This window comes from Pontibacter indicus (assembly GCF_900156345.1).
In the GTDB taxonomy this organism is placed as follows: Bacteria; Bacteroidota; Bacteroidia; order Cytophagales; family Hymenobacteraceae; genus Pontibacter; species Pontibacter indicus.
Window position 1 is genome coordinate 688,587 of record NZ_FTPP01000002.1, and the last position, 25,872, is coordinate 714,458.

The window sequence follows — 25,872 nt, forward strand, 5'->3', positions numbered from 1 at the left end:
GAGTCTACTCGCTTGAGGAGGGCAGCCGCCGAATCTGAAGAACAGCTAAGCTATTGATGCAGAGAGTTGCTTTGGATTCGACGCCACAAAGGTCTTATGCCAATGTTACTCGTCTGTTATGCCTGTGTTAAGTTTATGTTACCAAACGCCGGGCAAGTATAAAGTCGCTTGCCAAGTATAGGTATAGGTATAGGTATAGGTATAGGTATGTGCACAGATAGCACCACCGGCAACTACCCAGCAAAAAAAGCGGGCTGCTACAGATTTGCATCCGCAGCAGCCCGACTCCCCCTTAAAAACTCTACTTAGAACTTGTAGCCAGTCCAGCCAAATACTGTCGTGTTGGCACCAGTAATGGCGTCGTTCGACTTGATGTTGGCGTTGTCAGGGTTTTTCACTTCCTGGCCTTTCACGGTCATGCCACCGTTTTTGTATTCGATTACGGTTCCGGAGTTTCCGTTGCCCTTGCCGTCTGTCATATCGATCAGGTCTGTGGCAGAACCGCCTTTGATCAGGAGGTTAGAGATAGTGGCCTTGGCACCTCTGCGCACCTTTACGGCATCCTGCATTTCGAACGAAGATTCGTTTACGATCGTGATGTTCTTGAAGATGAAGTCAGACTGGTTCACGTCACCTGGTGTGTTGCCATCCAGGTTGCCGTCCAGTTCAGCGCCTCTAGGGTCAGCCTCTGTGCTGGTATAGCCGGCCTTCCAAACACCGTAGGCGTTATCGAGTGTGCCCGACCAGCCCTGCGTTACGTCAAACATGTCGTCGTCAGAGTCCACTACCAGCAGGTTCTTTACATTTACCGTACCGCCGAAGAACTCGATCGCGTCATCAGCACCATAAGGTATGTAAACGTTCTCGATCTTAGTGCCGCTTCCCACACCATTCAGTGTCAGTCCATTGTGCTCAATGTCGGCGGAGGATTTTGCGCCGGTATACTCCAGGATCAGGTATTCAATTGAACCTGAGTTATCGTTGTTATTGTCGCCACCGTAGATAACTGCCGGGTTCACTTCTGTGGTGCTGGTAGTCACTTTGCCTGCCGGGCCGGAAAGTTTTGCCTTGCCGTTGATGATCAAACCACCCCAGTCGCCCTGCGCCGGGCTGGCCGCTGCAGAAGTGATTCTTACCGGTTTATCAGCCGTGCCATTCACAAAGATCTGGCCGCCCTGCTCTACCAGGATGTACTTGTTAAAGCCTTTCTCTGCCTTGATCACGGTGCCTGCCGGTATTCTGAGTTTTCCTCCGTTCACGACAAGCAGCGAGCCTGTCAGTTTGTATTCAGTGCTTGCGTCAAGCGTTACATCGGTCGAAATATCGCCGCTCAGCTCTTTTGTGGCCGCAGGACCTGGTTCAGGGTTTGTCTCTTTGTCGTCGTCTTTGCATGAGAAGAGTCCCAGCGGAAGCAGTAACAGGTAAAGGAATGTCTTTTTCATTTTTCTTAATTGTTTATTCAAATTTAGATTTGGAAGATCAACTGAATGTGACCGGAACATTATCGAATTGTTAAAACTGGTAAGTCACGCCGAGGTCGAACTGAGCGCCTCTTTTATAGCTGCCGATTGTTACGCTCTGGGCGTTGGTGTCGGAGCCGGCGCCTTCTCTGGTCAGCCTGTAGGCCGGGTTCAGCAGGTTTTTCGCCTTAATGTTGAATTTGAGGTGGTCGTTGAGCCCCATTGTGGTGATGAAGTCCAGCGTGGTGATGCCCTTTTCGATCAGGTTGGTATAGCCACGCGTACCGATGGTGTGTACCTTGTCGCTTAGGTAGTTCAGCACCACGGCAGAGGTCAGGCTGGTATTTCGGTTGGTTATCAGGTTATAAGTCAGGTCCGCATTCAGGATGTAGGGCGCAGCGCCTTCCAGGGTAGAGGAAGTGTTCTGTGCAAAGAAGCTGGGGAGATCGTCTATTCTCGTGTGGATGTAAGAGGCATTCAGGCCGGCGTTCAAACGGTGCTTCTCGGCAACGTTCATCAGCGATTTGCGCACTTCTACTTCTATACCTGCGGCCACGGCATGGTCCGCTACGTTGTCGTATGTGGCCAGGCCGGCTGAGTTGCCCTGGTCTACCCGCGCTATGGGTTTTTGAATGTGCTTGTAAAAAGCGTTGACTGATATCTGCTCACCGTCTGTTGGGTAAAAGTCCCATTTCAGGTCGAAGTTGTAGTTGGTGGAAGGCTTCAGGTTCGGGTTGCCGTTTTCTTTTCCGAAAATTCCCTGGTAGATGAAGGGCGATAGCTCCTTGTCCTGCGGCAGGGTATAGGTGCGGCTAATGCCCGTTCTAAGGTGGTTTTTATCGTCGAGCTCGTATTTGGCGTTGAAGCTAGGCGACAGGAAGAACTTATCCATCACGTTAGAGCCCTGGTTTGCGCCGCGGTTCACGTTGTAGTTGATCTTCATGTACACATCATCTGCTCTCAGGCCGGCATTCAGCGTAAGCTTGTCCCCTGTTTTGTGCACCATGTCCACATAGGCACCGTGGTTCATCCGCTCTACATCGTAAACGTCCAGGTTTTGCTCCAGCATGAAGTGGCCGTTATTCAAGCTTTCCTGGTTTAAGTGAGGGTTCAGGTTGATGTCGCTCAGCGGGAAAACAGGGGCAGGGCCTTGGCTAAGATCCCAGATGTAGTTGTAAATGGGAGCCGAGAAGTCTTTTGTGCTGATTCTGCCGTCGTAGCCAACCTCCACATAAGATACCTTGTCCGGGTCTGCCGAGAGCGCATACTGCAGGTTCGCTTTGGGGAGGAGAGCGGTCTCCGTTATTTTATAGTTGAAGCGCTGAACTCTTCCTTCTCCTATACCTAGCTCCACGCTACCGTCTCCCACAGAAGGGAGCATGATGATGCGGCGGTCAGGCTCCTGGCCAATTACACGGTTTACCGCAGCCCCCACGTTATACTTTATCCTGTCCGACAGGTCGCCGCTCCAGATCAGCTGGTTGATGAAAGCGGTGTTGTCGTTGACCTGCAGGCGCCGGGTGTGGCCTTCTGAATTAAACTCGTCCGCTTTCTGAAACAGCTCGGTTTCTTTGCCATAGAAGCTGTAAGCGGCGGCCGCGGCTGTATGCAGGTAGAGCGAGTTGAAGCGCAGCTGGCCCTTGTTCAGGTTAAACTCCAGGTTGCCTGCCAGCATGTGAGAGGCACTGCGTGTAGATTGCTGGTAGTCAAAATCTCGGAACGGGTTGGCTGGATTGGTAGCCGTGATCAGGCGGGTAACGCCTTCCTGGTAATGGTATTTGTTGTCCATAGAGCCCATCACGTAAAAGCGATGCTTGCCCAGGAACTTGCTGCCACCCGCTATGGAAAGGCCGCCGTTGAGCAGCGGGTTTTTCTGAACCGGGTTGAGCGAGGTGTTAAAGGAGTAATCAGAGGTATAGCGGGATATATCTTCCGGTCGGCTATTCAGATCTATAGGACCGTTGGAGGCAGTGGCATAGCCCAAGCTGTTCAACCCACCGGGAAGATAAAAATCACTGCCGGGTACCTGGCTGTTTATGCCGGTCGAGATTCCGATCTGCAGCGACTGGTCGTCCACCAGCTCTTTGGAGTTGATATTGATGATAGCGCCCCCCACATCCCCGTTCATGGAAGATGAAAAGGCCTTGTTCACATCCACCGACTGAATGATGTCGCTCGTGAAGAAATCGAGGGAGATGTTTTTGAATTCCGGGTCTTCGGAAGGTATAGCGAAGCCGTTCAGGGTCGTGGTATTGTAGCGGTCGCCCAGGCCGCGGACGAACACGTTCTTCACGCCGTCGCGTTTCGAAACGCCTGATATTTTGGCTACGGCGCCTTCGGCATCGCTGACGCCTTTCCGGGAGAGCTCCTGCGCGCCAATGGCCTGCGTGGCGATCACTGCTTTTTTCTGATCCAGGAGCAGGATTTGCTCGGTTTCCCGGTTTCCTTTGGCGGTGATCGTCACCTCTGCCAGCTGCGAGGTGTTCTGCTCCATGTCCACATTCACGGTGGTGGTTTTGCCGGCTGTTACGGCTATGCTGGTCAGGACTTTCGGTTTATAGGAGAGGCTGTTCACCTCCAGGGTATAAGTACCTTCTTTTATGTTGTCGATGCGGAAATTGCCAGTGGCATCAGAAGGAGCGCCCAGCCCCGTTCCCTGCACTTTGATGATCGCGCCAATCAACTCTTCGCCGTTAGTGGCGTCTTTGATGGCTCCCTGTATGCTGCCCGTCTGCGCATGCACGGAAAGGAAAGCGGATAACAGGAAAAATAGAACTGTGGTGAGATTCTGTCGCATTGTAATTGTAGTCTGATTGATGCGACAAAAGTAGAAGGGTCATATTACCCAAATATTAATGGGGGGTTAAGTTACTATTAATAAAACCTAATATTCATCCATAACCTGTTGACATACAGGTAATATTGGCGTTTGGGAGTGGTTTTTCGGGTGTTGATGCAACAGGCAACCGGCTGTTAATGAGCCAGATGAAGGACTGTAAGTGAGGTTTAACAATATAGTAACCTTACAATAATCTATAGCTAACATGATGGGTATAGATTTGTAGCATCAATCCTGCCTCTATAAGATACTGATTGCGCATTATGGGTGAGATCAATTGCAGCAATCAATAGTGGTGTGGCTTAGTCTCCCACATCATGCACAAAGACCCGCCTCGAAAGAGCGGGTCTTTTCTTTTTCTATACCTGTGGGTTTGTTGACAAAAAACTAATGTAGGCGGTAGAAATTTTCTGTATAAGTAAAAGGAAAGGAACAGGGCTGAGGCTGCATACTACAATCAGCCTCCGGCTTGTTAGTTCTAGCTATCTCGCGCAGCAGATTTTTTTGTCTTTTGTCGAAACCCCCTTTATCTCTAGAAGTGCTATACCTTAAAAGTCGGTTACGGAACCTGCATCTCCGCCCAGATACTGATACAGGAAGTAGGCCAGTATAGCCAGCACGATGATGCCCAGACACCCGATTCCGCCACAGCCGCCGCGTCCTCTTCCGCCTCCCGCACCGCCCCGACCACCGAACAATTTACTCAACATCCAGATTCTGAATAAGCCTCTTAGCATGGTGTATACCTTAGGTCAAAAACGCATAACCCCGGCTGTGCTCTTATACAGTACAGCCGGGGTTAGAACTTACGGAAAGGTATAGAAGCTAGTTATAAAATGAAGCCTGCATTAAGGGGGGCGTACTTTTATGCCTGCAGGTATAGCTATACCTTAGCTGATCGGCACTTTGCGCAGGATGGCCTCAATGAAGTCTTTGGTCTTGATGCCGTCGGCCTCTGCCTCGTAGTTAAGGATGATACGGTGGTTCATCACATCGTGGGCCACCTCCTTTATGTCCTCGGGTAGCACGTAGTCGCGGTCGTCGAAGTAGGCAACAGCTTTGGCGGCGCGGTTCAGGGCGATGCTGGCACGCGGCGACACGCCAAACTGAATGTAGTCTGCAAACTCGTTGAGGTCGTACTCGGCCGGACGGCGGGTTGCAAACACCAGCTCGATGATGTAGCGCTCTAGCGTCTCGGATATCTGCACCTGGTTGATCTCGCTGCGGATGGCGAAGATATCCTCTTTTGAAAGCACCTTGTTCACCGTGTCATTGAAAGCCATGTTGGCCATGCGGCGCATGATCTCCAACTCATCCGTCTTCTTCGGGTAATCAATGTATACCTTCATCATAAAACGGTCGACCTGGGCCTCGGGCAGTGGGTAGGTGCCTTCGTGCTCCACCGGGTTTTGTGTGGCTAAGACAAGGAAAGGAAGATCGAGTTTATAAGTGGTTTCGCCAATGGTTACTTGCTTCTCCTGCATGGCCTCCAGCAGCGCGGACTGCACTTTGGCCGGAGAGCGGTTCACTTCGTCGGCCAGAATCAGGTTTGCGAAGATGGGCCCCTTTTTTACCTCAAACTGCGAGGCGTTCTGGTTGTAGATCATGGTGCCGATCAGGTCAGAGGGCAGCAGGTCGGGCGTGAACTGGATGCGCTGAAAGTCGAGGCGCAGGGCGCGGGCAAGCGAGTTGATGGTGAGCGTTTTGGCCAGACCAGGCACGCCTTCCAGCAGAATGTGGCCGCCGGTGAACAAGCCAATGAGCAGACGATTGACCATGTAGGACTGTCCGACCACCACTTTCCCCACTTCCTGAAACACTTGCTTTATCTTCTGCTGGTGGTCTTTCACCTGGTCCTGGTATACTAATTCTTCTGCTGGCATAGCTCAATGGCATTTAAAGGCCCTAAATATAATAACTCTCAGGGACGGTCGCAATTAAATGCCTATACCTGTGCCGCTAAAGGTATAGAAAAGGACTTAAAAGAAAAGAGCGCCCTAGGCGCTCTTTTTATGTTCTGTCTCAAATGCTATGGGCTGTTCTGCCTCCTGTTGCTTCAGCGTTTCCATGCGCTCACGCTTGGCCTGCCGCACCAGCTCAATCATGCTGCTGAGCCTGTTCTCCTCCACATCTTCAATCGGTAGGATCATGGTAGTGTAAGGGGCCTCAATATGGATGCGGTGTTGCCGCGTCATCAGGTATAGCATCAGGAAGAAACCGCTGAGGAGCGCAAACACGTCGCTGAAATAAACGAAAAAGGCCAGGGTGACGCTCAGCGCCAGGTATAGAGGCTTGCCCGTGGCTTTGATTTGCCAGGAAGTGATATCCTCCAGCATTACGGACTGGCAGCTTTTTAGAAGCCAGTTGTTCTGCCGCATAATGACACGGTGCGTCGTCAGAATCAGCTTCTTGTCTACTGTCTGAATAAGGTGCCGTTCACCACCAAGAAGTCGTGTTACTGCCATCCCTGATGGAGCATTAAGTTTGTTTATCTTCGGATTGAGTCGTAGCGAGTGTATCACAGCTATAAATTGGTGTTAACTATATCCAGGATTCCCGGAAGCACCAAAAGGTTGCATGTAAGTCCGGTACAAAGGTAAATAAATATTAATTCTTATACGAAGTCAACCTGCTCCATATCGGTTTTATCATAATTCGGGTGATTTGGTACTATACCTACGGCAATTAGCTTTTTAGGATTGTGAATTAGTTAGCAAAAACTTTGCCCTTTTATGCTATTGACAATAAATATTCTTACTAAATTATATTCATATATAGAAAAAGCCACCCTAAACGAATAGGGTGGCTTTTTCTTATAAATAGTGGCGATTATTTTTTAGGCAGTCAGATAGAATTCTCCTTCGTGGCCATGAGCGCGCTGGTTCTTGAAGCGGCCTATATCGGTCTGCATATTCTCGTAAATTTCCAAAATTTCTTCCGAATCCTGGGTGAGTGGTTTTATGTGCTCGAGCAGTAGCTTGGCCGCCAAAGGGTAGAACTTTGAGTCGTCCGTGTTCTTGGCGTTTACTTTGAAACTTGTCACGTGCGCCTCCAGCTTTTTCAAGGCAGGGTATTCGGCCTTAAATTCTTGAATGGTGTCGCGGAGTTTCTCCCGTATCATCAGGTATAAATCCTCTTCGAAGGTCATCCCGAAGTCATCATCCTCCTCTTCATCATCGAAGCTGTAATCTAAGTCGTCATCGTAATCGAAATCGTCTCTCATGGCTGATAATAAGGTTATTTTGAATTGTTAGTACGAGCGGTTATTCTTTAGGTGTTGCATAAAGTATACTCTTTTCTTCCCGAACAGATACATAAAAACCCCGTGGCGTCCGCGTCGGCCCGCAAAGAAAATGCATAAATAATGTTTCGAATCCGTATTTGCAATGCCTCAGCGCATACCTGTATTGAATTATTTTGCTTTGGCAAAAATATGGCTGGGTAGTGGTTTGAGGCTAAAGGCGATAGGTATAAAAAAAGACCTGCTCCGGTGGAGAGGCCTTCTTTGTAGGGTGTATGCTCGGTGCCTAGGCGAACTTGCGCTCGATCAGGCGTAGCAGTTTGCTCACGCTGTCCTGCTTTTTGCTCCAGTCATAGCGGCGGGCCAGGTCGTTGGTGATAAAGTGCATGGCCTCATCCGGAGTCCTGAACTGGTCCAGCTGCTGAATGGTGTTGTAGTAAGTCATGTTGTCGCCATCGAACAGCTCGTTGATGAAGCTGAAGCGCTGGTTGATCGAAATAGAGTTTTTGAGCGACTCTATCTTCGTGTTGCCCAGCGACTCGCCGATGGAAGAGGCAGCTGGCTTACTGAACTTCTCGTTCATGGTCGGGCGCTCAGCCTTAAAACGCTCGTTCAGGTTGTTGTCGGCAACAGCAGCCGGCCTCGGTGCCGCGGCCACCGGTGCCGGAACAGGTACAGGGGGCGTAGGTATAGATGCCTCGCGTTGTGCCATGTGTATCGGTGCCACCACGTCTTTCTCCTCAATTGGCGCGGCCGGCGTAGGCTTGGCGATGGAAGCGGCGTAAGCAGCCAAAGGCGAAATCTGCTGTTGTTTGATTTCTTCCTCCGTAATCGGCAGCAGGCTGTTGAACGGTGCCAACACCTCGGCCAGCGGCGCCACGTTGTCGCGGTTGGCGTTCAGGTATAGCTTAAAGCGGCTCAGAATATAGTCGCGGTCGCGGTTAGACGGGGAGAGGGTGCTCACAAAGCCAGCAAACAGGGACTTGTCCAGGTCGATGTATTTGAGGTTCTCCTGCAGTTTAGGCAAGGTGATGTCCTCCTGGATGCGCAGGAACTTCTCTTCGAAGGTGGCCACCGGTGCCAGTTTTAGCAGGAACGTGTCGAGGATCGCCTTCTGAAGCAGTGGCTCAAAAGCATCGCGCTTGATCAGGATCTTGCGCGAGAGTACATTCATGAAATTGAGCAGCGCCTCTTTCACTTCCTCGTGCTCGTAGTCGAAGTAGGGACTGCGCAGGTTGGCCATTTCGTGGTGCCACTTCAGCAGGAGCTCTTTGATCACAAACAAATTGACCTGTTTAATGGGCGTAAAGCCAATCAGTTGGGGGCCGTTGATGGTGTCGTGGGCAGCAAAATGGCGGTCGCAAAGCACATTTGCCAGTTCTTTGCTGTAACGTTCAAGCCTTAATTGATTATATTTGTCTTCCATTGGTATACCTTTCTTTCGTAAAGTTAATAAATAATATGCCAAAGTTAACGGTGCAAAACCTGTTCAATCGGCAGGTAGAAGTGGCACCCGGGCAAACGCTACTAAAGGCCCTGCAAGCCGACGGCATCGACTGGATGCACGCCTGCGGAGCCAAGGGGCGCTGCACCACCTGCCGCATAGTGGTGCAGGAGGGTTTGGAGCACTTCGGGCCGCTTACCGAGAGCGAGGAGCGCTACCGGAGCAGAGGCCGCCTACAGACTAACGAAAGACTGACCTGCCAGTGTACATTGGTGAGCGGAGACGCCCAGGGCCGTGTGCCCCGGCAGACCATGCTCCCACATATGAAGTATAGCAGTTAGGAGTTTAGGAAGTTAGAAAGGGAGAGAGTTAGAAAGGTAGAAAGTTGTTGTGTAGCGACGTTACACCGTAACGACGTGTTACAACGCAGTATGGCGGTACCCTTGTAGGGATAGGTCGCGACCTGTCCGAATCGTGTACCGGCAATATTTGTCAGAATCAGGATTTACAGGATTAGAAGAGGCCCCTACCCCCACGGATTAACAGGATTATTCTTTAAATATTTAATTATTAAATGGTCGATATTTAATTGAATGAATCTTGGAAATCCTTTAATCCTGCAAATCCTTGGGGTAGGGGCCCTATATAAAGATTCAGACAATCAACAACCAACTATCAGCAATTTAACAATTCAACAATTTAGCCAGCCATTACAGAATAGTAGATGTTTATAGAACCGCGCGTTGGGAACGATAACCACGCAATCAGAAGAGGGTGGATAGAAGTGATCTGCGGATCGATGTTTTCGGGCAAGACAGAAGAGCTGATCCGGAGGCTGAACAGAGCCAAGATTGCCAAGCAGAAGGTGGAGATCTTTAAGCCAACCATTGACAAGCGCTATCACGAGGAGGATGTGGTGTCGCACAACGCCAATGCCATACGCTCCACGCCGATAGACTTTGCACAGGACATGCTGTTGCTGGGCGGCAGTTGCGATGTGGTAGGTATAGACGAGGCGCAGTTCTTCGACGACGGCCTGGCCGAGGTATGCGTGAAACTGGCCAACAGCGGCGTGCGCGTAATTGCCGCCGGTCTGGATATGGACTACCAGGGCAAACCATTTGGCCCGATGCCGGCGCTGATGGCGGTGGCCGAGTATGTGACCAAAGTACACGCCATTTGTGTGCAGTGCGGCGACATCGCGACCTACTCTTTCCGGAACGCTTTGTCGGAGCAGCAGGTGCTCTTGGGCGAGACGGAATCCTACGAGGCCCGTTGCCGCCACTGCTTTCAGGAAGGCATGAAGCAGAAGAAGTAAAAGCGCAGGCTATACCTATACGCTAGGCTTTGGCATAGCAATTATACCTGTTTGCAGGAGTGCCCCGGCATTATCGTGTAGGCATACCTTGTCTCAGTTATTGACGCGAAGCGCGCCGAACCTGTATCACTCAAATAGCCGTACTGGAGTAAATGTTAGTCAAGACAAGAGGCATCGTACTCAACTACATCAAGTTTCGCGAGTCGTCGATCATCGCCAAGGTATACACCGAGCAACTAGGCGTGCAGTCGTACATCGTGAACAGCGTGCGCAAAAAAGGTCCGGGCTCCCGCATTGCCCTGTTTCAGCCTTTCACGCTGCTCGAGATGGTGGTCTATACCTCGCACAAGGGCGGAATCACCCGTATCTCTGAGTACAAGAGTGCCTACCCCTTCGCTAGCATACCTTTCGACATCCGCAAGAGTAGCATTCTGTTGTTTCTGTCGGAGATGGTGTCGCGCACGTTGAAAGAGGAGGAGGAAAACCCAACGCTGTTTCATTTCCTGTTCAACGCCATCATCGAGTTCGACGAGTTGCAGGACCACTTCGAGAATTTCCACCTGATCTTTCTGCTGCACCTGAGCCATCACCTGGGATTCGGGCCGAGCAGCGGCGTGGAGATTGTAGAGCAGGTGGCCTTCTCACCCAATGCGCAGTCGCTTACGGATGCCCCGCCGGTGCTGGCACTGCAGGCCTACGAGCAGCTTTTCGACCAACTGCTGCACACGCCAGAGCAAGCTGCTATACCCAACGGCAAGGTGCGGCGCGAAATGCTCTCCATCCTGATTCGATATTACCAGCTCCACGTAGAGCGGCTGGGCGAAATCAAATCATTGGCTATCCTGTCGGAAGTGCTGAGTTAAAATAAAAAAGGCGATGCATGTGCACCGCCTTTTCCAATTAAGTAATATAGCTTCTAGCGTACATTCAGCACGTCTATTTCGAAGATCAGCACCGAGTTTGGCGGAATATTACCGCTCCCATACATGCCGTATCCTAAGTAAGATGGGATGTAGAGGTTAGCTTCCTCGCCTTTGCGCAACTGCTGCAGCCCTTCGTCCCAACCCTTGATCACCTGACCGGCACCAACCAGCACCGAAAACGTTTTGCCGCTTCTGAAAGAGCTGTCGAACACATCGTTGCTCACGTTGCGGCCAATGTAGTTTACCTCCGCATACTGGCCAGGCTTAATTACATCACCTTCGCCAGCTTTTTTGGTCAGGATGTAAAGGCCGCTGTTCAGACGCACGACTTTGGTGGTGTCCACGTTGTTGGCTCTGAAGTACTTTCTGATCGTTTCCTCGTCTATCTTTTTCTGGGCCTCGATCTGCTCAGGCGTTATATAGTAGGGGTTTTTGTTCTCTTCCTTGCAGGACGAAAACGAAACCACCACTACGAACAAGAAGAGAGCCTTTGCAAACCAGGTGCTCAGTTTCTGCTTTGGATGTATCAAGTGCATGGTAATCGGGTTAAAGGGTACTCAGGAATTAATTTTTGATGTCAACAAGCTCCACGTCGAAGCGCAGGATTGAGTTGGCTGGCATTTGCTCGCCACGCGCCTGCTCGCCGTAAGCCAGCGGAGAAGGTATAAGCAGAATCGCCTTGCTGCCTTTGTTCAGCTGCGCAATGCCATCGTCCCAGCCCGGAATCACCTGGCCCTGGCCAAGCGGGAAAGAGAAAGGCTGACCGCCGCTCATTGGGTTGTCGTAAGAAGACTCCAGCTCCTTGCCGTCCAGGAAAGACAACTTGTAGTGTACCGATACATTGTCGCCGGCTTTGGCTTTCGGGCCTTTGCCTGGTTCAGTTATCACATAGTATACGCCAGCATCAGTTTTCTGCACGTTTTTCAGGCCTTTCTCCTTGATGTACTCCTGAATTTTAGCGTCGTCGATCTTGATCTGCTCTTTGGCGCGCTCCTGCTGGGCCAGCATCTGCTCCTCGTACATCTTCTGCTGGTCTGCTATCGCGTCCTGCTCAGACTGCACCTTCTCGGCTTTCAGGAAGAAAGTGAAGTGTGTGCCCGGCTTCACGAAAGGAGGCATTGGCTGGTTGAATGTGTTGGCAAAAAGGGAGTCAACGCTGATCTTGAACACACCGCTGTCGCCGGCGCGCATCATGGTCAGGGCGTTCTCCAGGCTGCCTTTAAAGGTAGGCTCCATCACCGGCAGCATCACCGGCTGGCCCTGCTGGCGTGAGTCGAACAGCACAGAGTCGTTGGCCGTGCGGTAGGACATGTGCATGGTGATCACCTGACCCAGACGGGCACCAGTTGTATCGTCAGCTGCGATCTCGCCGCGGTTCACATACTCGCCGTCTTTTTGCTCATATACTTTATAAGCCAGCCCGTCGGCTGTGGTATAAAACTCGTCGCTTTTGTTTTTGTCGCCACAAGATTGCAGCAACATGGCACCGGCTAGCACCGGCAGTAAGTACTTTGATTTAAATAGCATCGGTTATAGGTTGGATAAAGTGTTTGTTACTTAACAGGAAGCGTGCAGCTGTTCTTTGTACTGGGGCAGCAGGCTTTCGAATTTGGCCACGGTACTGTCGAGCGTGTCAAGCGACATGCCGCCGGCCGCGTTTTTGTGTCCGCCACCGTTGAAGTTGGCGCGGGCAAACTCGTTTACTGAGAAATCACCCACCGAGCGGAAAGACATCTTCACGGCCTGGACGCGGTCGATGATCACGGCTGCAAAAACAATGCCCTCAATAGAGAGTGCAAAGTTCACGAGGCCTTCCGTATCGCCGGTCTTGGAGTCATAGGCTTTCAGCTCGTCGGCCGTGATGGCAATGTAGGCGGTTTTGTACTCGGGGAGCACCACCAGTTTGTCTTTGAGGGCATAACCCAGAAAGCGCAGACGCAACTCTGTGGAGCTGTCGTAGATGAGGCGGTGAATGTTGGAGGTGTTCACCCCAATGTGCAGCAGGTCGGCAATGATCAGGTGCACGTTTTTGGAGGTGCTCGGGTGGCGGAAAGAGCCCGTGTCGGTCATGATGCCGGCATAGAGGCACTCGCCTATACCTGTGTCGATCTTGTCGCTGTCGCCCAACGCCTTGATCAGGTCATATACCAGCTCGGCGGTAGCAGCGGCCTGCGGGTTGGAGAAATCCAGGTCGGCAAAATCTTCGGGCTGCAGGTGGTGGTCGATCAGCACCTTGGTGCCTTTGGCGTTGCGGATATACTCACCCATCTCGTTGATGCGCGACAGGTTGGAGAAGTCCAGGCAAAAGATCATCTGCGACTCTGAGATGATACGCTGCACCAGGGCATCGTTTTTCTCTGAGTACACGAGCACATCATCGTTGCCCTCCATCCAGGCGAGAAAGCTCGGGTAGTCGGAAGGAGTGATCACCGTAACCCGGTGGCCGAGCTTTTTGAGGTAGCCGGCCAAACCCAGTGACGAACCCAACGCATCGGCGTCTGGTTTGTGATGTGTGGTGATCATCACCTCTTTAGGTTCTCTCAGGAGCTCTTTGAGAGCATTAATGTCATGCATAAAGCTTGTTATAAATCCGCTGATTAATAGGGATATAAGGCGCGAATTTCTGAAGAAATAACTTCTAATGCAATAAAATAGCGTTTTAAGACGCTTCAGGGCGGTCTGAAAAGAGAGCGCAGGTATGGCCTGCAGGTATAGCCGCAAGTAGCCCGGCATAAATATTTGCAGAAAGTATGTACAAAGTGCTGCTATAATTGAGCTAAATGCGCTAATTTTGCCCCTTCAAAACGAAACATACACACATTAACAGAATAGACATGGCTGGAAACATCACATTTACCATGATTAAGCCGGATGCAGTGGCTGAGAACCACATTGGCGGCATTACTAAAATGATCGAGGAAGGCGGCTTCCGCATCGTGGCGATGAAGAAGACAAGACTGTCTGAGGAGCGTGCCGGTAAGTTCTACGAAGTACACAAGGAGCGCCCTTTCTACGGTGACCTGGTAAAGTACATGTCGTCTGGCCCGATCGTAGCCATGATCCTGGAGAAAAACAACGCAGTAGAGGACTTCCGCAAGCTGATCGGTGCCACTAACCCGGCGCAGGCTGAAGAAGGAACAATCCGTAAGGTATACGCCAAGTCTATCGAGGCAAACGCCGTACACGGTTCTGACTCTGACGAAAACGCACAGATCGAAGGCGACTTCTTCTTCGCTGCCGACGAGCGCTTCTAAGCCGCAAAGATTACTTATTGATTGAGGAAGGCCCACCGGACTGTCATGGTTTGGAGGGCTTTTTTCATTTCAGGACACGTTTACCACTTTCTATGAAGCACTTTTTACTCGTTTTAATAACCTTTTCCCTTGCCAGTGCCGCTTTCGCGCAACAGAGCGAGCATGCCAATTACAAACCCCTTGTCATCCCCTACAACGCTAAGTGGCAGGTGACCAAGCCCGAGGCAGCCGTGTACAGGCGCCTGGCCTACTTCCCGGATTCGCTCCGGAATATAAGCAACTTAAAGCAGCCGGCCTTCAACTTTGCGGTAACCGATTACTATGCCGACGGCACTGTGAAGGCCAAAGGCCATTACCAGGATGGGAAGAAATGGGCGACCTGGACCTTTTATTATCCCAACGGACAGCTCGATTGCAAAGGGAAGTACGACGGGCTGAAACTGACGGGAACATGGGAATTCTGGTGGCCCGACGGAAGGCCGCTGATGGTGGCGGAGTATGAAGGCTCCAACAAGCGGTTGCTGAGTTTCTGGAACCACGAGGGCGAGCAGATGGTGCGGGACGGCAACGGCACCTATACCGCCATTACCTTGGATGAGAATGGTACGCGCATGGTAAAGACGGGGGCTTATAAGGATGGCTACCAATCAGGCGAGTGGACCTACGGACCAGAGGGTGGCGACCCCGTCGTGCAACAGTTCTTTGGTGACGAGGGATACCCAAAAGGTGGCGTTGTGTACGCCAATGGCAAAGTGACAGAGCGCTATTACTTCGGCAACAGACTGGCGGTAGAGCCGGAGCCAGAGAAAGAACATGCAAATGGTCCGGGATGGTGGTATCCAGACCCGGCCTTCTATGAAAAAGACTACCCTGTGGTAGCGGATCTGTTTAACTGCCGGGTGGAGAAAGTGGTGCTGGATAAAAAAATCAAAGCCAGCACCAAGCACTACTATAATGTCATACAGGCATTTGATAATGGCGTCGCCGATACGCTGGAGGTTGGTGTGCCCCTTGTGCTGCCGGTGTTCAAAAAAGGACTGCAGAGCCACCTCAACACTTACCTGCAATTGCCAGATCACTTGGCCAAACTCAATCTGCAGGGCTTGGTGGTGGCCGTCTACACAGTGGACGCACAGGGCAAAGTGAAGAACCCCTCCATTGTCAAGAGCCTGCACCCGGCCCTGGACGAAGCCGTGTTGCGGATGCTAAACAAAATGCCTGACTGGCAGCCCGGCACCCGGAACGGAAAACCAGTGGATGTAGTGATGACACTGCCCATTCGCATGAAACGGAGCACCTTTACGGCCGAGCGGGAAAGCAATGTGCCCAACGGCGGTAACTGGCAATTTGGCGGAGGAAGTTTGTAAGAAATTCTCTACCGTATACCTTATAAACACCGAGAGCCGGCTAGTGATAGCCGGCTCTCGGTGTTTTGTTTTATAAAGTTACTGCTTCGGAATAACAAACTGCTGGCCTGGTTTGATCAGGTCAGGATTGTTGCCGATAGTCGCTTTGTTGGCTTCGTAGATCTTCTTCCAGGCATTGGCGTCGCCGTAGTAGTGCTTGGCAATCTTAGAGAGTGAATCACCACTTTTTACAGTGTACGTGTCCTGGCCCGCTGCTGGCTGCGCGGCTGGTTGCTGCGGCGACTGCTGGTTAAAAAATGTGCTGTCGCCTGGTTGGCGGTTGGTTGGGTTCGGAGCCTTTACGGGTTCCTTATCCCCTTTCTTGAAAAAATCACGCAATCCCATATTTCAGTTTCTTAAAATGTCAGTATTCTTTTTTTGGTTGGCTGCGAAAACACAGCTGCTTAACTAAATACGCCAAAAGATGCGCATAGTTGTGGAGCGTTTTATACCTGACGGGTTGGGTGGCTTTCATCAACTTTAAAAAAGCTTTGACCGTACTCTATGCACACCGCTACAGGTAAGCAGGTGCAGGAACGTCTAACAAATAAACTATGAATAAAATGAACATGAATCTGAAACAGGCGAAAGCCTACTTTACATTCGTAATGGCCTTCGTGCTGATGGCTTTTATGACGAGTTGCGGCGGCGACAAAGACAATGCCGGCAACGCCAACATGCTTTCGGGCGGTAGCAGCAAAACTTGGAAGGCCAGCAAAGAAACCACGGCCTCCGGCGACAAAGACAAACTGACCGCAGAGGAAAAAGACGAAACCATGCAGTTCTACTCCGATGGCCGCTTTGCCATGGGTGGCGGCGGCTCGCTGCAGACCGGCACCTGGACGTACGATCAGGCTGGCAGACGCCTCTCGCTTACATTTGAAGGGGCCAGCGAATCGCAGAACTTCACGGTAGAAAAGCTGACAGACAAGGAAATGCACCTGGTAGCCGGCGATGGCTCTAAAATGCAGATGAAAGCTGAATAAGGTATAGAAAGATAGTATATTTTGAACGGGAAAGCCGGTCCGGATGCGGGTCGGCTTTTTTGTTGTAGCAGGCGCAGGTATTAATCTCGTGAGGCAGGTATAGCTGAGGTGGCTACACTAAGCGGCGTAGCGCCAGCAAACCCAGCGCAGGGCCAACAGCCAGTAGGGCCAGGGCATCGTGCAGTGGCCACTGCGTGAGCAAAAAGCCTGTGAGCTGGATGCTGACGACCGTAATCGCAAAGCCAATGGCCACCACCAGGGTAAGCGCTGTGCCGACCAATTGAGGAGGCGCGGTTTGGGCGGTTAGGGCCGAGAACTGCGGCGAATCACCTGCCACCACCACACCCCAGAAAAGCAGGAAAGGTATGATCAACTGCGGCACATTCAATTGCAGAACCACCAGCGATAACAAGCAGCAAAGGCCCGAGAGCAGCAACTGCACAAACGCCACCCGGGCGCTCCCCCATACCTGCGACAAATAGCCGCCAGCAATGCAGCCCACCGCACCGGCCGCAATCACGGCAAAGCTGTAAGCCGATACTTCGACAGGGCTAAGTTGCGGCAGTGTGAGCGTTAGGATGAGCGGCGTGAAGGCCCACAAGGTATAGAGCTCCCACATGTGCCCGAAGTAACCGAAAGCAGCCGACCTAAAACTGCGGTCCCGGAAAGCCTGCAGCATGTTCTGGACCCTGAAAGTGGCTCCCCTTTTGAGGTATGGCCCGTCGGGCACAAGCAGGTATAGGAGCACGCCGCCAAATGCCGCCAGCACACTGACAGCCACTAGTACCTGCTGCCAGGGAAGTGACGTTCCCAGTGCCCGGATCAGGTGCGGAAAAGCCGTACCCATTACCAGCGCTCCCACCAGGTAACCAATGGCCTTGCCCAGTCCCGTGCTATACCAACTGGCCGCTATTTTCATCCCCACGGGATAAACTCCTGCCAATAAAAAGCCGGTGAGCCCCCTAAGCAGCAGCACAGCATGAAAGTCATTGGCAGTAAACAGCACCAGTGCATTGGCCGTGGCACCAAGCAAAGCACATAGCATAAACAGCAGCCGCGGCGATACCCGGTCCGCCAGTGATAGAAGCGCGAAGACCAAAGTGCCGGCTATAAAACCCAACTGCACGGCCGAAGTGAGCATAGCCAGCGCACCCTCCTGCATCTGAAGCGAGGCCTGCAAATCAGGCAGCACCGCATTGCCGGCAAACCAAAGCGAAGTGCCCGCAAACTGCGAAAACACCAGCGCAGGCAGTATTCGGGCGGGCGGGGCTATGGTTTGATGAAGCAAGGGAGGTTTGGAGTTGAGGCGTTCGAGCGTTAAAGAAAGAATGTAGGAAGTTAGAAAGGTAAAAAGTATTGACGTGATAGCGGAATGCTATTCAGGTATAGCGGCTTTTCATAGGCTTTTCCGGAGAACCTTCTCCGGAGCTGCTTCTGCTGGGGACATCTCGCTTCCTATATCTATAGAGCGGGTACATGGGGTTAAGAAATCCCGAAGAGCCTTATAGAAGAGCCATTTCTAAATGATGACTACTTGTAGGGACAGGTCGCGACCTGTCCGAATTATGCATTGGTAAACCTCTCTGAGTCGCGTACCCTTATACCGTGCAAAATCTGGTACCGTGTGCCTGAATGAGTCGTGGGAGAGAATCCCCTCCTTGGAGTAGCAGGTTATTCGCCTAATCAGTAACTCTCTCACCCGCTAAATCACTCATTCACTCAATAAAAAATCACCTTACCCATAAATCGTCTCGACAAATTTTTCCAGTGTTTTGCGGGTTTCGTAGGTGCGTTCAAACATACCCATATGGCCGGTTTTTCCAAGGAAGTACACCATGCTGTTGTCGGGCAGATGGCATTGCTCCAAGGCTTTGTCGAGCGGTACGGCCCCGTCCTCTTTTCCGAAGATGAACAGTACTGGAAATTTGGCGGCTGCCAGCACATCTGTTCTGTCCTTTCGGTCGCGCATGGCGGCAAGGCCGCCGGTTACGCTCTCTTTCGGTGTATTCGTGCCGATCTCTTTCATCAACGCAATCTCTTTCGTTAGTCTGTCGCGGTTCTCGCTGTAGAAGAGGGGCTCAATGAAGGACTGCATGAATTTTTCCACGCCATGTTTCTCCACAAACTCGATGGTCTTGTTGCGGTTGTCTTTTTTCTCGTCCGTGTCGGGGAGGGCGGAGGAGTGGAAAAGGCAGAGGCCGTTGAGCATACTGCCATACTTCTCGGCGAAAGCCATGCCTACGTAGCCGCCCATGGAGTGGCCCACAAGCAGGTACTTCTTCACGCCCAGCTCTTCCAGTTTCGTTTTCACATAGTCGGCCATGCTTTCCATGCTGTAGTCGGCTATACCTTGGGTGTTGTCGCCGAAGCCGGGCAAATCCAGCGCTACAGTCCGGAATTTCTGCTGCAGCGGCTTTGCGAATTCAGTCCAAACATCCTTGCTCTCGCAGAAGCCATGCAGGAAAACAAGGGTGTCGCCGGAGCCGTGGTCGAAGTAGGTGGTAGCGTTTGTCATAGTTTGTGAGGTTTATCGTAAGGAAAGGTCGCGACCTGTCCGAATCGTGTATAAGCAGCCTTGAAGCAGTATAAAAGTATAGATTGGAAGGTATACCGCAAAGTATAATTTCCTGTTTCATCGCATTGGCCAAGCCGTTCACTTAAGCCTTATGCTGTCATTTGGAGATGGAGGGAGGAAGCCTCTATTAGGGAGAAATCTGGAATGCCCCTAAACGCATGAAATATATCCTGTCGAGAAGACATTTAGAGTGATTACTCCTCAAGTTGCTGATGTTGAGTCGCAAATTATACCTGTAACATGCATCTCCACAAGACATAAAAAGCCCCGCAGCTCTCAAAGAACTGCGGGGCTTTTTATGTCTTGTGTCAAAAACTCCTTTGTCAGAAGGCTATACCTTCACTGCCACACCAACCATTTCGCGAACAGTCTTCTCAATGGCAGTTGGATCAAACCCAGCGTCGCGGTGCAGCTCCAGCTGTGAGCCGTGCTCGAACACCTGATCCGGCATGCCGAGTCGCTTTACCTGCGAGGTATAGCCTTTGTCTACCATGAACTCCAGCACTGCGCTTCCGAAGCCACCCTGCAGGCAGCCGTCTTCTACAGTAATTACCTTGTTATACTTTTGGAAAACGTGGTGCAGCAACTCCTCATCCAACGGCTTGCAATAACGCATGTCGTAATGGCCCGGGTTGATGCCGTCGTAGCTCAGCTTCTGGCAAACGTCCACGGCATAGTTGCCGATGTGACCAAATGTTAAGATTGCTACTCCTTCGCCTTCCTGGATGGTGCGGCCTTTGCCGATCTGCTGCAGCTCCAGCGGAGTTCTCCACTCTGGCATCACACCTTCGCCACGTGGGTAGCGGATCGTAAACGGGCCAGCGCCGTCCTGCGAGGCAGTATACATCATGTTGCGGAGCTCCTGCTCGTTCATCGGGGCGGCTACCACCATGTTTGGGATGCAGCGCATGTAGGCAATGTCGTAAGCGCCGTGGTGTGTCGGGCCGTCGGCTCCGGCAAAACCGGCACGATCGAGGCAGAACACTACGTGCAGGTTCTGGAGGCAAACATCGTGCACCACCTGGTCGTAACCGCGCTGCATGAACGTACTGTAAATGTTACAGAACGGTACCATACCCTGCGTGGCCAGGCCGGCGGAGAAAGTCACCGCGTGCTGCTCGGCTATACCTACGTCAAAGGCACGGTCGGGCATGGCTTTCATCATGATGTTGAGCGAGCATCCCGAAGGCATGGCAGGCGTCACGCCCATGATTTTCTCGTTCTTCTCGGCGAGCTCCACGATGGTGTGGCCAAACACATCCTGGTACTTCGGAGGCTGTGGCGTGTCGTGGTGTGTCTTGTAAATTTCGCCCGTTATCTTGTCGAACAGACCCGGTGCGTGCCATTTGGTCTGGTCTTTCTCGGCCAGGGCAAAGCCTTTGCCTTTGGTGGTGAGCACGTGCAGGATCTTCGGGCCAGGTATACGCTTCAGATCTTCCATAACCGACACCAGGTGGTTGATGTCGTGGCCGTCGATTGGGCCGAAGTAGCGGAAGTTGAGGCCTTCAAACAGGTTGCTCTGCTTGGAAAGCGTGGCTTTGATGCCGCTCTCGATTTTAGAGGCAATGTGCTGCGCGTTCGGGCCGAATTTGCTGATTTTGCCGAGCACATTCCATAGCTCGTCGCGCAGCTTGTTGTAAGTGCGGGAGGTGGTTATGTCGGTTAAATATTCTTTCAGAGCGCCCACATTCGGGTCAATGCTCATGCAGTTGTCGTTAAGTACCACCAGCAGGTTGGCGTTGGTTGCGCCGCCGTGGTTCAGGGCCTCAAAGGCCATACCGCCCGTCATGGCGCCATCGCCGATCACAGCGATGTGGTGACGGTCCTCTTCCTGCTTGTATTGTGAGGCAACCGCCATGCCCAGCGCCGCCGAAATGGAGGTGCTCGAGTGGCCTACGCCAAATGTATCGTATTCGCTTTCTTTACGCTTCGGGAAACCGGAGATGCCGCCATACTTGCGGTTGGTGTGGAAATTATCGCGGCGGCCGGTCAGGATCTTGTGTCCGTAGGCCTGGTGCCCTACGTCCCATACCAGCTGATCGTACGGGGTCTGAAACACGTAGTGAAGCGCCGTAGTCAGTTCCACCACCCCAAGGCTGGCCCCAAAATGACCGCCGTGGATCGATACCACATCGATAATGTATTGCCTTAACTCCTGGCTTACCTGCAACAGCTGCTCTGGCTTAAGTTTGCGCAGGTCGGCAGGCGAGTTGATGGAGGCAAGGAGATCTCCTGGTTTGATGATCATAGAAATGTCTTTAATATAGACTTCCAACAAATTTTTCAGGCAAAAGTTTGCATTGTGCAAATCACAGTCTGCCGGACAAAACGTAAAGTTAGCAAAAATCAGAATACAAGCTGCTATTTCTCCTCCCTATCCTGTCCGGGAAGCCGACGGTGGTGTGTGGTGTACGCGTGGTAAGCTATTGAATGTCAGTAAGTCTTGTGTTTTTAGGAACTAAACGGCAAGCACCTCACTTGATAATGCTACACTTATACAGTTATAAACCTATTTTTGTTCAGAAATCGTGCAGGTGCGGCTTCTATAAGAGGGCTGCTGGGCTGCTCGTTCGTCCGAATAAATTAGTATTTTTGTCCATCTGCTGCGATCAGCGCATTAACCAAAGGCCAGAGAAGTGAGTTTCGAAATTAAATTACCGTTGTTTGAGGGGCCGTTCGACCTGCTGCTCTTCTTTATTGAGCGTGACGAGCTCGACATTCACGATATTCCGATTTTCCAGATCACCAACGAATTCATGGGTTACCTGCGGCAACTCGAGCAGCTCAACATCGAGGTGGCCAGCGACTTCATCCTCACGGCGGCCACGCTCATGCGCATCAAGGCCAAAATGCTGCTGCCCCGCACCGAAAAAGACGAAGAGGGCAACGAGATTGACCCGCGCCAGGAGCTCGTGCAGCACCTGTTGGAATACAAGAGGTACAAGGCCGTGCTCGGCGACCTGGGGCAGATGGAAGACACCCGCCTGGCGCAGGAGAACCGGGGTAACGTCAACGAGGAACTGCAGCAGATCGCCAACGCCAACCACTTCGAATACGAACTGCAGGACCTAAGTCTTTACAAGCTGATGCGCGTGTTCGACAAGGTGATGCACCGCTTCGAGGAGGAGCAGAACCGGCCGAAGCACACCGTGCTCACCTACCCATACACCATAGAAGAACAGCGCGAGTACATCACCCGGGTGATAGAGGAGAAGAACCAGATCGCCTTTTCGGAAATCATTTCGGCCTTCCCCGACAAGATCGGCATGATCTTCAACTTTCTGGCCATACTCGACATGCTGCAGCTCAATTTGATCGGTATAGAGGTAGGCGAGGGCTTCAACGACTTTATCATTACCAGGGCCGAGGGGCAGGCTGCGCAGGTAACGCAGCTCATACTGGAATAGCAATCCTTAAAATTCCTGAAAAACTGAACCGTTTCACCCTGGTTGCCGAATAGTAAGGTAGTTTTGCATGTCAGCTGTTTTCCAGCAAGCACCCAGGAGCAGGGATAGAATAGCGTAAATGGATCAAAATAAAAAAACCATATTAAAGAGTTTCAGCCCGGTCAAGGTCCTGATCCCGGTGCTGCTGGGCCTGGGTGCCACGGCATGGCTGTTTATCAAAGACGACAAGCTCGACGATCTGAAAGGTATAGCGGAGGCCAACTGGGGGTGGCTGGCAGCGGCGCTGCTCGTGCTCGTGATACGCGACCTTGGTTACATGTACCGCATCCGTAGCCTGACAGATAGGTTCCTTTCTTGGCGTAACAGCCTGGACGTGATTATGCTATGGGAGTTTGCCTCGGCCATTACGCCCTCGGTAGTTGGGGGTTCTACCATCGCCACCATTCTGCTTAACAAAGAAGGCATACCGCTGGGCAAGTCGCTGGCCTACGTGATGGTCACGGCCGTGCTCGATAACATGTTCTTTATTGTGGCGGCCCCGCTTGCCCTGCTCTTTGTACAAGGCGAGGTGTTCCCGAGTCTGGGCCTTTCTGCATCTGACCTCAATGCGCTCAAAACAGCCTTTTACATCAGCTATTCCCTGATTGCTGTTTATACTTTCATCATGATCTATGCGCTGTTTGTACGGCCTCGTGCCTTCAAATGGATCCTGCTGCGCCTTACGGGGTGGAGGTTTCTGCGCAAGTGGCGCATCAATGCGCACGAGCACGGCAACGAGATCATCTGGGCCTCGCAGCAACTGCGCGGCAAGGAGTTCAACTACTGGGCCCGGGCCATCATCTCGACCATTTTCGTGTGGAGCGCCCGTTACTTTTTGCTCAACTGCCTCATCGCGGCCTTTACCGACGTGACGCTGACCGAGCATCTGCTCATCATCTCCCGCAACCTGATATTCTGGATTGTGATGCTTGTGGCCATAACACCAGGTGGTGCCGGCATTGTGGAGATGGCCTTCCCGAGCTTCTTCGGACTTTTCCTGGGACGCTTCAGCAACATTGTGGTGGTGCTCTACCGCCTGATTACGTATTACCCATACCTGGTGCTGGGCTCTATCTTCCTGCCAAAGTGGATAGCGAAGGTATTTGGCAAATCATCGGTGGAAGACGAAGTGAAAGTTTAAAACAGAGCAGGTATGAAAGCCATCATTGTAGGGGGCGGAATCGGAGGGCTGTGCACGGCGCTTGCCTTGCAACAGGCAGGTATAGAGGCCACCGTTTATGAAGCTGCGGCCAAGTTCAGAGGCCTGGGAGCAGGCGTAGGACTGGCTGCCAATGCCATGCAGGGCCTGCAGCGGCTGGGCGTGATGGACGACGTAGTGGCCAGAGGCAAGCAGCTCGAAGCCCTGGTCATCTTCGACGAACAGGGGCAGGTGATCAGTAACATGGATACCCGCCGCCTGAGCAACAAGTATGGCATCAACAATTTTGTGATTCACCGCGCCGACCTGCACGAAGTACTGCTAAGCCACCTGAAGCCCGGCTCAGTGGAGCTTGGCAAGCGCTGTGAGGAAGTAAAGCAGCAAAATGACCAGGTGCAGGTGCTGTTCGCCGACGGCAGCCATGCCACAGCCGATCTGCTCGTCGCAGCCGACGGCATCAGCTCGGTGGTGCGCCAGCAACTGGTGCCCGACAGCGTACCCCGCTACGCCGGCTATACCTGCTGGCGTGCCGTGATCGAAAATCCGGGTGTAGAGATAAACAAAATGATATCGGCAGAGACCTGGGCGCCGGAAGGCCGGGTAGGTATAGCGCCGCTGCAGGACGACAAGATTTACTGGTACGCCTGCATCAACGCCCCGCAGCGCGACGAGAAGATGCGCCGCATGACGCCCGAAAAACTGGCCCGCCACTTCGAAAGAGTGCATTCGCCGGTAGAGGCAGTACTGGCCTCCACTTCGCAGGAGCAGCTAATCTGGAACGACATTGCTGACCTGAAGCCACTCAAGCATTTTGTGTACGGCCGTGTGGTGCTGCTCGGCGATGCCGCGCATGCCACCACGCCCAACATGGGTCAGGGTGCCTGCCAGGCTATCGAGGATGCCGTGGTATTAGCCCAGTGCCTGCAGCAAGAGCCTGTTTTATCCAATGCCCTTAAAAAGTACGAGAAGCGCCGCAAGGCCCGCACCGCCAAAGTGATACAGCTTTCCAGAACGCTGGGGGAGGTGGCCCACTGGCGAAATCCGCTGTTGGGTAAGATCCGAAACACGCTTTTCCGGGCCATGCCCCGGTTTATTACGCAGCGGCAGATGGAGGATTTGTACCGGGTTGATTTTTAGCTATATCTGCGTCTTATGAAACTGCGTTAGGACGGACTAACTTCCAGTAAACCATTTCATCATCCCGCACCTGTTCTTCCATACCGAGTTTTTCAAGGATGCGTGCGGAAGCCGTGTTTTCGACCTGGCAGTTTGCCGTGACCGCCTTCACCTCGGGGTGCCAGAACGCCCAGTTCACCAGTGCCCTGGCCGTTTCCAGCCCATACCCTTTCTGTTGCTCCTGCTCGATAATGGAGTAGCCAATGTCCACAATCCCCTCCTGATTCGGTCCGCCTTTAAAACCGGCATCACCAATCACGGTGGCGTTCTGTTTCAGCACGATCATCCACGACTCAAAGCCGGTTGGCTCGGGCAGTTGCTCCAGCCTTTTGATAATGCGCGGCAAACTGTCCATGCTTTCCTGGTCCGGCCAGATGCGTGTGGGCACTAGACCGATCTCGGCCAGTATACCTGTATTGAAAGCGTAAACCGCCCGAGCGATTTCGAGGGTAAAAGGGATAAGGACGAGCCGTTGGGTATGGATGGGTTGGATGGGCATGGATTAATTGCTGTGCGTTTTACTGTTTTAAAGTGGCTGGCCTGCTGTTTTGAATTTTTCTGCTGTTTCGGATTTGCAATCCGAAACTTTTGTAATTGCGGATTACAAATTCGTGGGTAAGTAAACTTCGGATTGCAAATCCGAAG

The 25,872-nt window shown here is 52.1% G+C and carries 24 protein-coding genes; 9 read left to right on the forward strand and 15 right to left on the reverse strand.

From position 1 onward, the window contains the following. Positions 1-305 precede the first annotated feature (305 nt). From B0B12_RS11750 to B0B12_RS11780, 7 genes are all read right to left on the reverse strand, one after another. Entirely contained in the window at positions 306-1,442 is a 1,137-nt protein-coding gene (locus tag B0B12_RS11750; RefSeq protein WP_076669098.1) for a hypothetical protein, read from the reverse strand. A 70-nt stretch (positions 1,443-1,512) separates the two neighbouring features. Beyond that, a complete protein-coding gene (locus tag B0B12_RS11755; protein ID WP_076669100.1) occupies positions 1,513-4,257 on the reverse strand; it encodes a TonB-dependent receptor in 2,745 nt (914 codons plus the stop codon). Between the two features lie 590 nt (positions 4,258-4,847). Then, complete coding sequence (locus B0B12_RS11760) at positions 4,848-5,036, reverse strand: hypothetical protein (RefSeq protein WP_076669101.1); 189 nt, start codon at positions 5,034-5,036, stop codon at positions 4,848-4,850. A gap of 153 nt (positions 5,037-5,189) precedes the next feature. Beyond that, a complete protein-coding gene (locus B0B12_RS11765) occupies positions 5,190-6,182 on the reverse strand; it encodes an AAA family ATPase (protein WP_076669103.1) in 993 nt (330 codons plus the stop codon). 114 nt (positions 6,183-6,296) lie between these two features. Beyond that, the gene (locus B0B12_RS11770; RefSeq protein ID WP_076669105.1) at positions 6,297-6,764 is read right to left on the reverse strand and encodes a hypothetical protein; all 468 of its coding nucleotides are present in this window, start codon (positions 6,762-6,764) and stop codon (positions 6,297-6,299) included. Between the two features lie 371 nt (positions 6,765-7,135). Continuing rightward, positions 7,136-7,522, reverse strand: a complete 387-nt coding sequence (locus tag B0B12_RS11775; RefSeq protein WP_076669108.1) for a hypothetical protein — start codon at positions 7,520-7,522, stop codon at positions 7,136-7,138. Between the two features lie 304 nt (positions 7,523-7,826). Continuing rightward, entirely contained in the window at positions 7,827-8,966 is a 1,140-nt protein-coding gene (locus B0B12_RS11780; protein WP_076669110.1) for a hypothetical protein, read from the reverse strand. Between the two features lie 35 nt (positions 8,967-9,001). Between B0B12_RS11780 and B0B12_RS11785 the strand changes: the two genes are divergently transcribed. The 3 genes from B0B12_RS11785 (at position 9,002) to recO (ending at position 11,165) form a co-directional block, all read left to right on the forward strand. Continuing rightward, positions 9,002-9,325, forward strand: a complete 324-nt coding sequence (locus tag B0B12_RS11785; RefSeq protein ID WP_076669112.1) for a 2Fe-2S iron-sulfur cluster-binding protein — start codon at positions 9,002-9,004, stop codon at positions 9,323-9,325. A 383-nt stretch (positions 9,326-9,708) separates the two neighbouring features. Further along, a complete protein-coding gene (locus B0B12_RS11790) occupies positions 9,709-10,302 on the forward strand; it encodes a thymidine kinase (protein WP_076669114.1) in 594 nt (197 codons plus the stop codon). Between the two features lie 152 nt (positions 10,303-10,454). After that, on the forward strand, positions 10,455-11,165 hold the full coding sequence (recO, locus tag B0B12_RS11795; RefSeq protein ID WP_076669116.1) for a DNA repair protein RecO: 711 nt from the start codon (positions 10,455-10,457) through the stop codon (positions 11,163-11,165). A 53-nt stretch (positions 11,166-11,218) separates the two neighbouring features. Here the strand turns inward: recO and B0B12_RS11800 are convergent, their stop codons facing one another. From B0B12_RS11800 to B0B12_RS11810, 3 genes are read right to left on the reverse strand one after another with little or no spacing between them, the layout of a single operon-like run. Continuing rightward, positions 11,219-11,761, reverse strand: a complete 543-nt coding sequence (locus tag B0B12_RS11800; RefSeq protein ID WP_076669117.1) for an FKBP-type peptidyl-prolyl cis-trans isomerase — start codon at positions 11,759-11,761, stop codon at positions 11,219-11,221. Positions 11,762-11,789: 28 nt separating this feature from the next. Further along, the gene (locus B0B12_RS11805; protein ID WP_076669118.1) at positions 11,790-12,752 is read right to left on the reverse strand and encodes an FKBP-type peptidyl-prolyl cis-trans isomerase; all 963 of its coding nucleotides are present in this window, start codon (positions 12,750-12,752) and stop codon (positions 11,790-11,792) included. A 30-nt stretch (positions 12,753-12,782) separates the two neighbouring features. Next, positions 12,783-13,799: a DHH family phosphoesterase gene (locus B0B12_RS11810; RefSeq protein ID WP_076669119.1), complete on the reverse strand. Its 1,017-nt coding sequence runs from the start codon at positions 13,797-13,799 to the stop codon at positions 12,783-12,785. Between the two features lie 260 nt (positions 13,800-14,059). Here B0B12_RS11810 and B0B12_RS11815 point away from each other — a divergent pair, with 260 nt between their 5' ends. Continuing rightward, the gene (locus tag B0B12_RS11815; protein ID WP_076669121.1) at positions 14,060-14,479 is read left to right on the forward strand and encodes a nucleoside-diphosphate kinase; all 420 of its coding nucleotides are present in this window, start codon (positions 14,060-14,062) and stop codon (positions 14,477-14,479) included. A 92-nt stretch (positions 14,480-14,571) separates the two neighbouring features. Beyond that, positions 14,572-15,846, forward strand: a complete 1,275-nt coding sequence (locus B0B12_RS11820; protein WP_076669123.1) for an energy transducer TonB — start codon at positions 14,572-14,574, stop codon at positions 15,844-15,846. A gap of 78 nt (positions 15,847-15,924) precedes the next feature. Here the strand turns inward: B0B12_RS11820 and B0B12_RS11825 are convergent, their stop codons facing one another. After that, entirely contained in the window at positions 15,925-16,230 is a 306-nt protein-coding gene (locus B0B12_RS11825) for a LysM peptidoglycan-binding domain-containing protein (protein WP_076669125.1), read from the reverse strand. 209 nt (positions 16,231-16,439) lie between these two features. On the opposite strand from B0B12_RS11825, the gene B0B12_RS11830 reads away from it, so the two are divergent. Continuing rightward, a complete protein-coding gene (locus B0B12_RS11830; RefSeq protein WP_076669127.1) occupies positions 16,440-16,871 on the forward strand; it encodes a lipocalin family protein in 432 nt (143 codons plus the stop codon). A 112-nt stretch (positions 16,872-16,983) separates the two neighbouring features. Here the strand turns inward: B0B12_RS11830 and B0B12_RS11835 are convergent, their stop codons facing one another. The 3 genes from B0B12_RS11835 to dxs all read right to left on the reverse strand — a co-directional run bounded on the left by B0B12_RS11835 (position 16,984) and on the right by dxs (position 21,694). After that, entirely contained in the window at positions 16,984-18,159 is a 1,176-nt protein-coding gene (locus B0B12_RS11835) for an MFS transporter (RefSeq protein WP_083704196.1), read from the reverse strand. A gap of 447 nt (positions 18,160-18,606) precedes the next feature. Continuing rightward, positions 18,607-19,386, reverse strand: a complete 780-nt coding sequence (locus B0B12_RS11840) for an alpha/beta fold hydrolase (RefSeq protein ID WP_076669129.1) — start codon at positions 19,384-19,386, stop codon at positions 18,607-18,609. 391 nt (positions 19,387-19,777) lie between these two features. Next, positions 19,778-21,694: a 1-deoxy-D-xylulose-5-phosphate synthase gene (gene dxs / locus B0B12_RS11845; RefSeq protein ID WP_076669131.1), complete on the reverse strand. Its 1,917-nt coding sequence runs from the start codon at positions 21,692-21,694 to the stop codon at positions 19,778-19,780. Between the two features lie 388 nt (positions 21,695-22,082). Here dxs and B0B12_RS11850 point away from each other — a divergent pair, with 388 nt between their 5' ends. The 3 genes from B0B12_RS11850 (at position 22,083) to B0B12_RS11860 (ending at position 25,188) form a co-directional block, all read left to right on the forward strand. After that, positions 22,083-22,853 (forward strand): segregation and condensation protein A, encoded by a 771-nt coding sequence (locus tag B0B12_RS11850; RefSeq protein ID WP_244554691.1) that lies wholly within the window; start codon positions 22,083-22,085, stop codon positions 22,851-22,853. A 118-nt stretch (positions 22,854-22,971) separates the two neighbouring features. After that, positions 22,972-24,033, forward strand: coding sequence for a lysylphosphatidylglycerol synthase transmembrane domain-containing protein (locus B0B12_RS11855; protein ID WP_076669135.1), 1,062 nt, complete (start codon positions 22,972-22,974; stop codon positions 24,031-24,033). Between the two features lie 12 nt (positions 24,034-24,045). Continuing rightward, the gene (locus B0B12_RS11860) at positions 24,046-25,188 is read left to right on the forward strand and encodes an FAD-dependent monooxygenase (protein WP_076669137.1); all 1,143 of its coding nucleotides are present in this window, start codon (positions 24,046-24,048) and stop codon (positions 25,186-25,188) included. Positions 25,189-25,201: 13 nt separating this feature from the next. Here the strand turns inward: B0B12_RS11860 and B0B12_RS11865 are convergent, their stop codons facing one another. After that, positions 25,202-25,726 (reverse strand): GNAT family N-acetyltransferase, encoded by a 525-nt coding sequence (locus tag B0B12_RS11865; protein ID WP_076669139.1) that lies wholly within the window; start codon positions 25,724-25,726, stop codon positions 25,202-25,204. Positions 25,727-25,872: the final 146 nt, after the last annotated feature.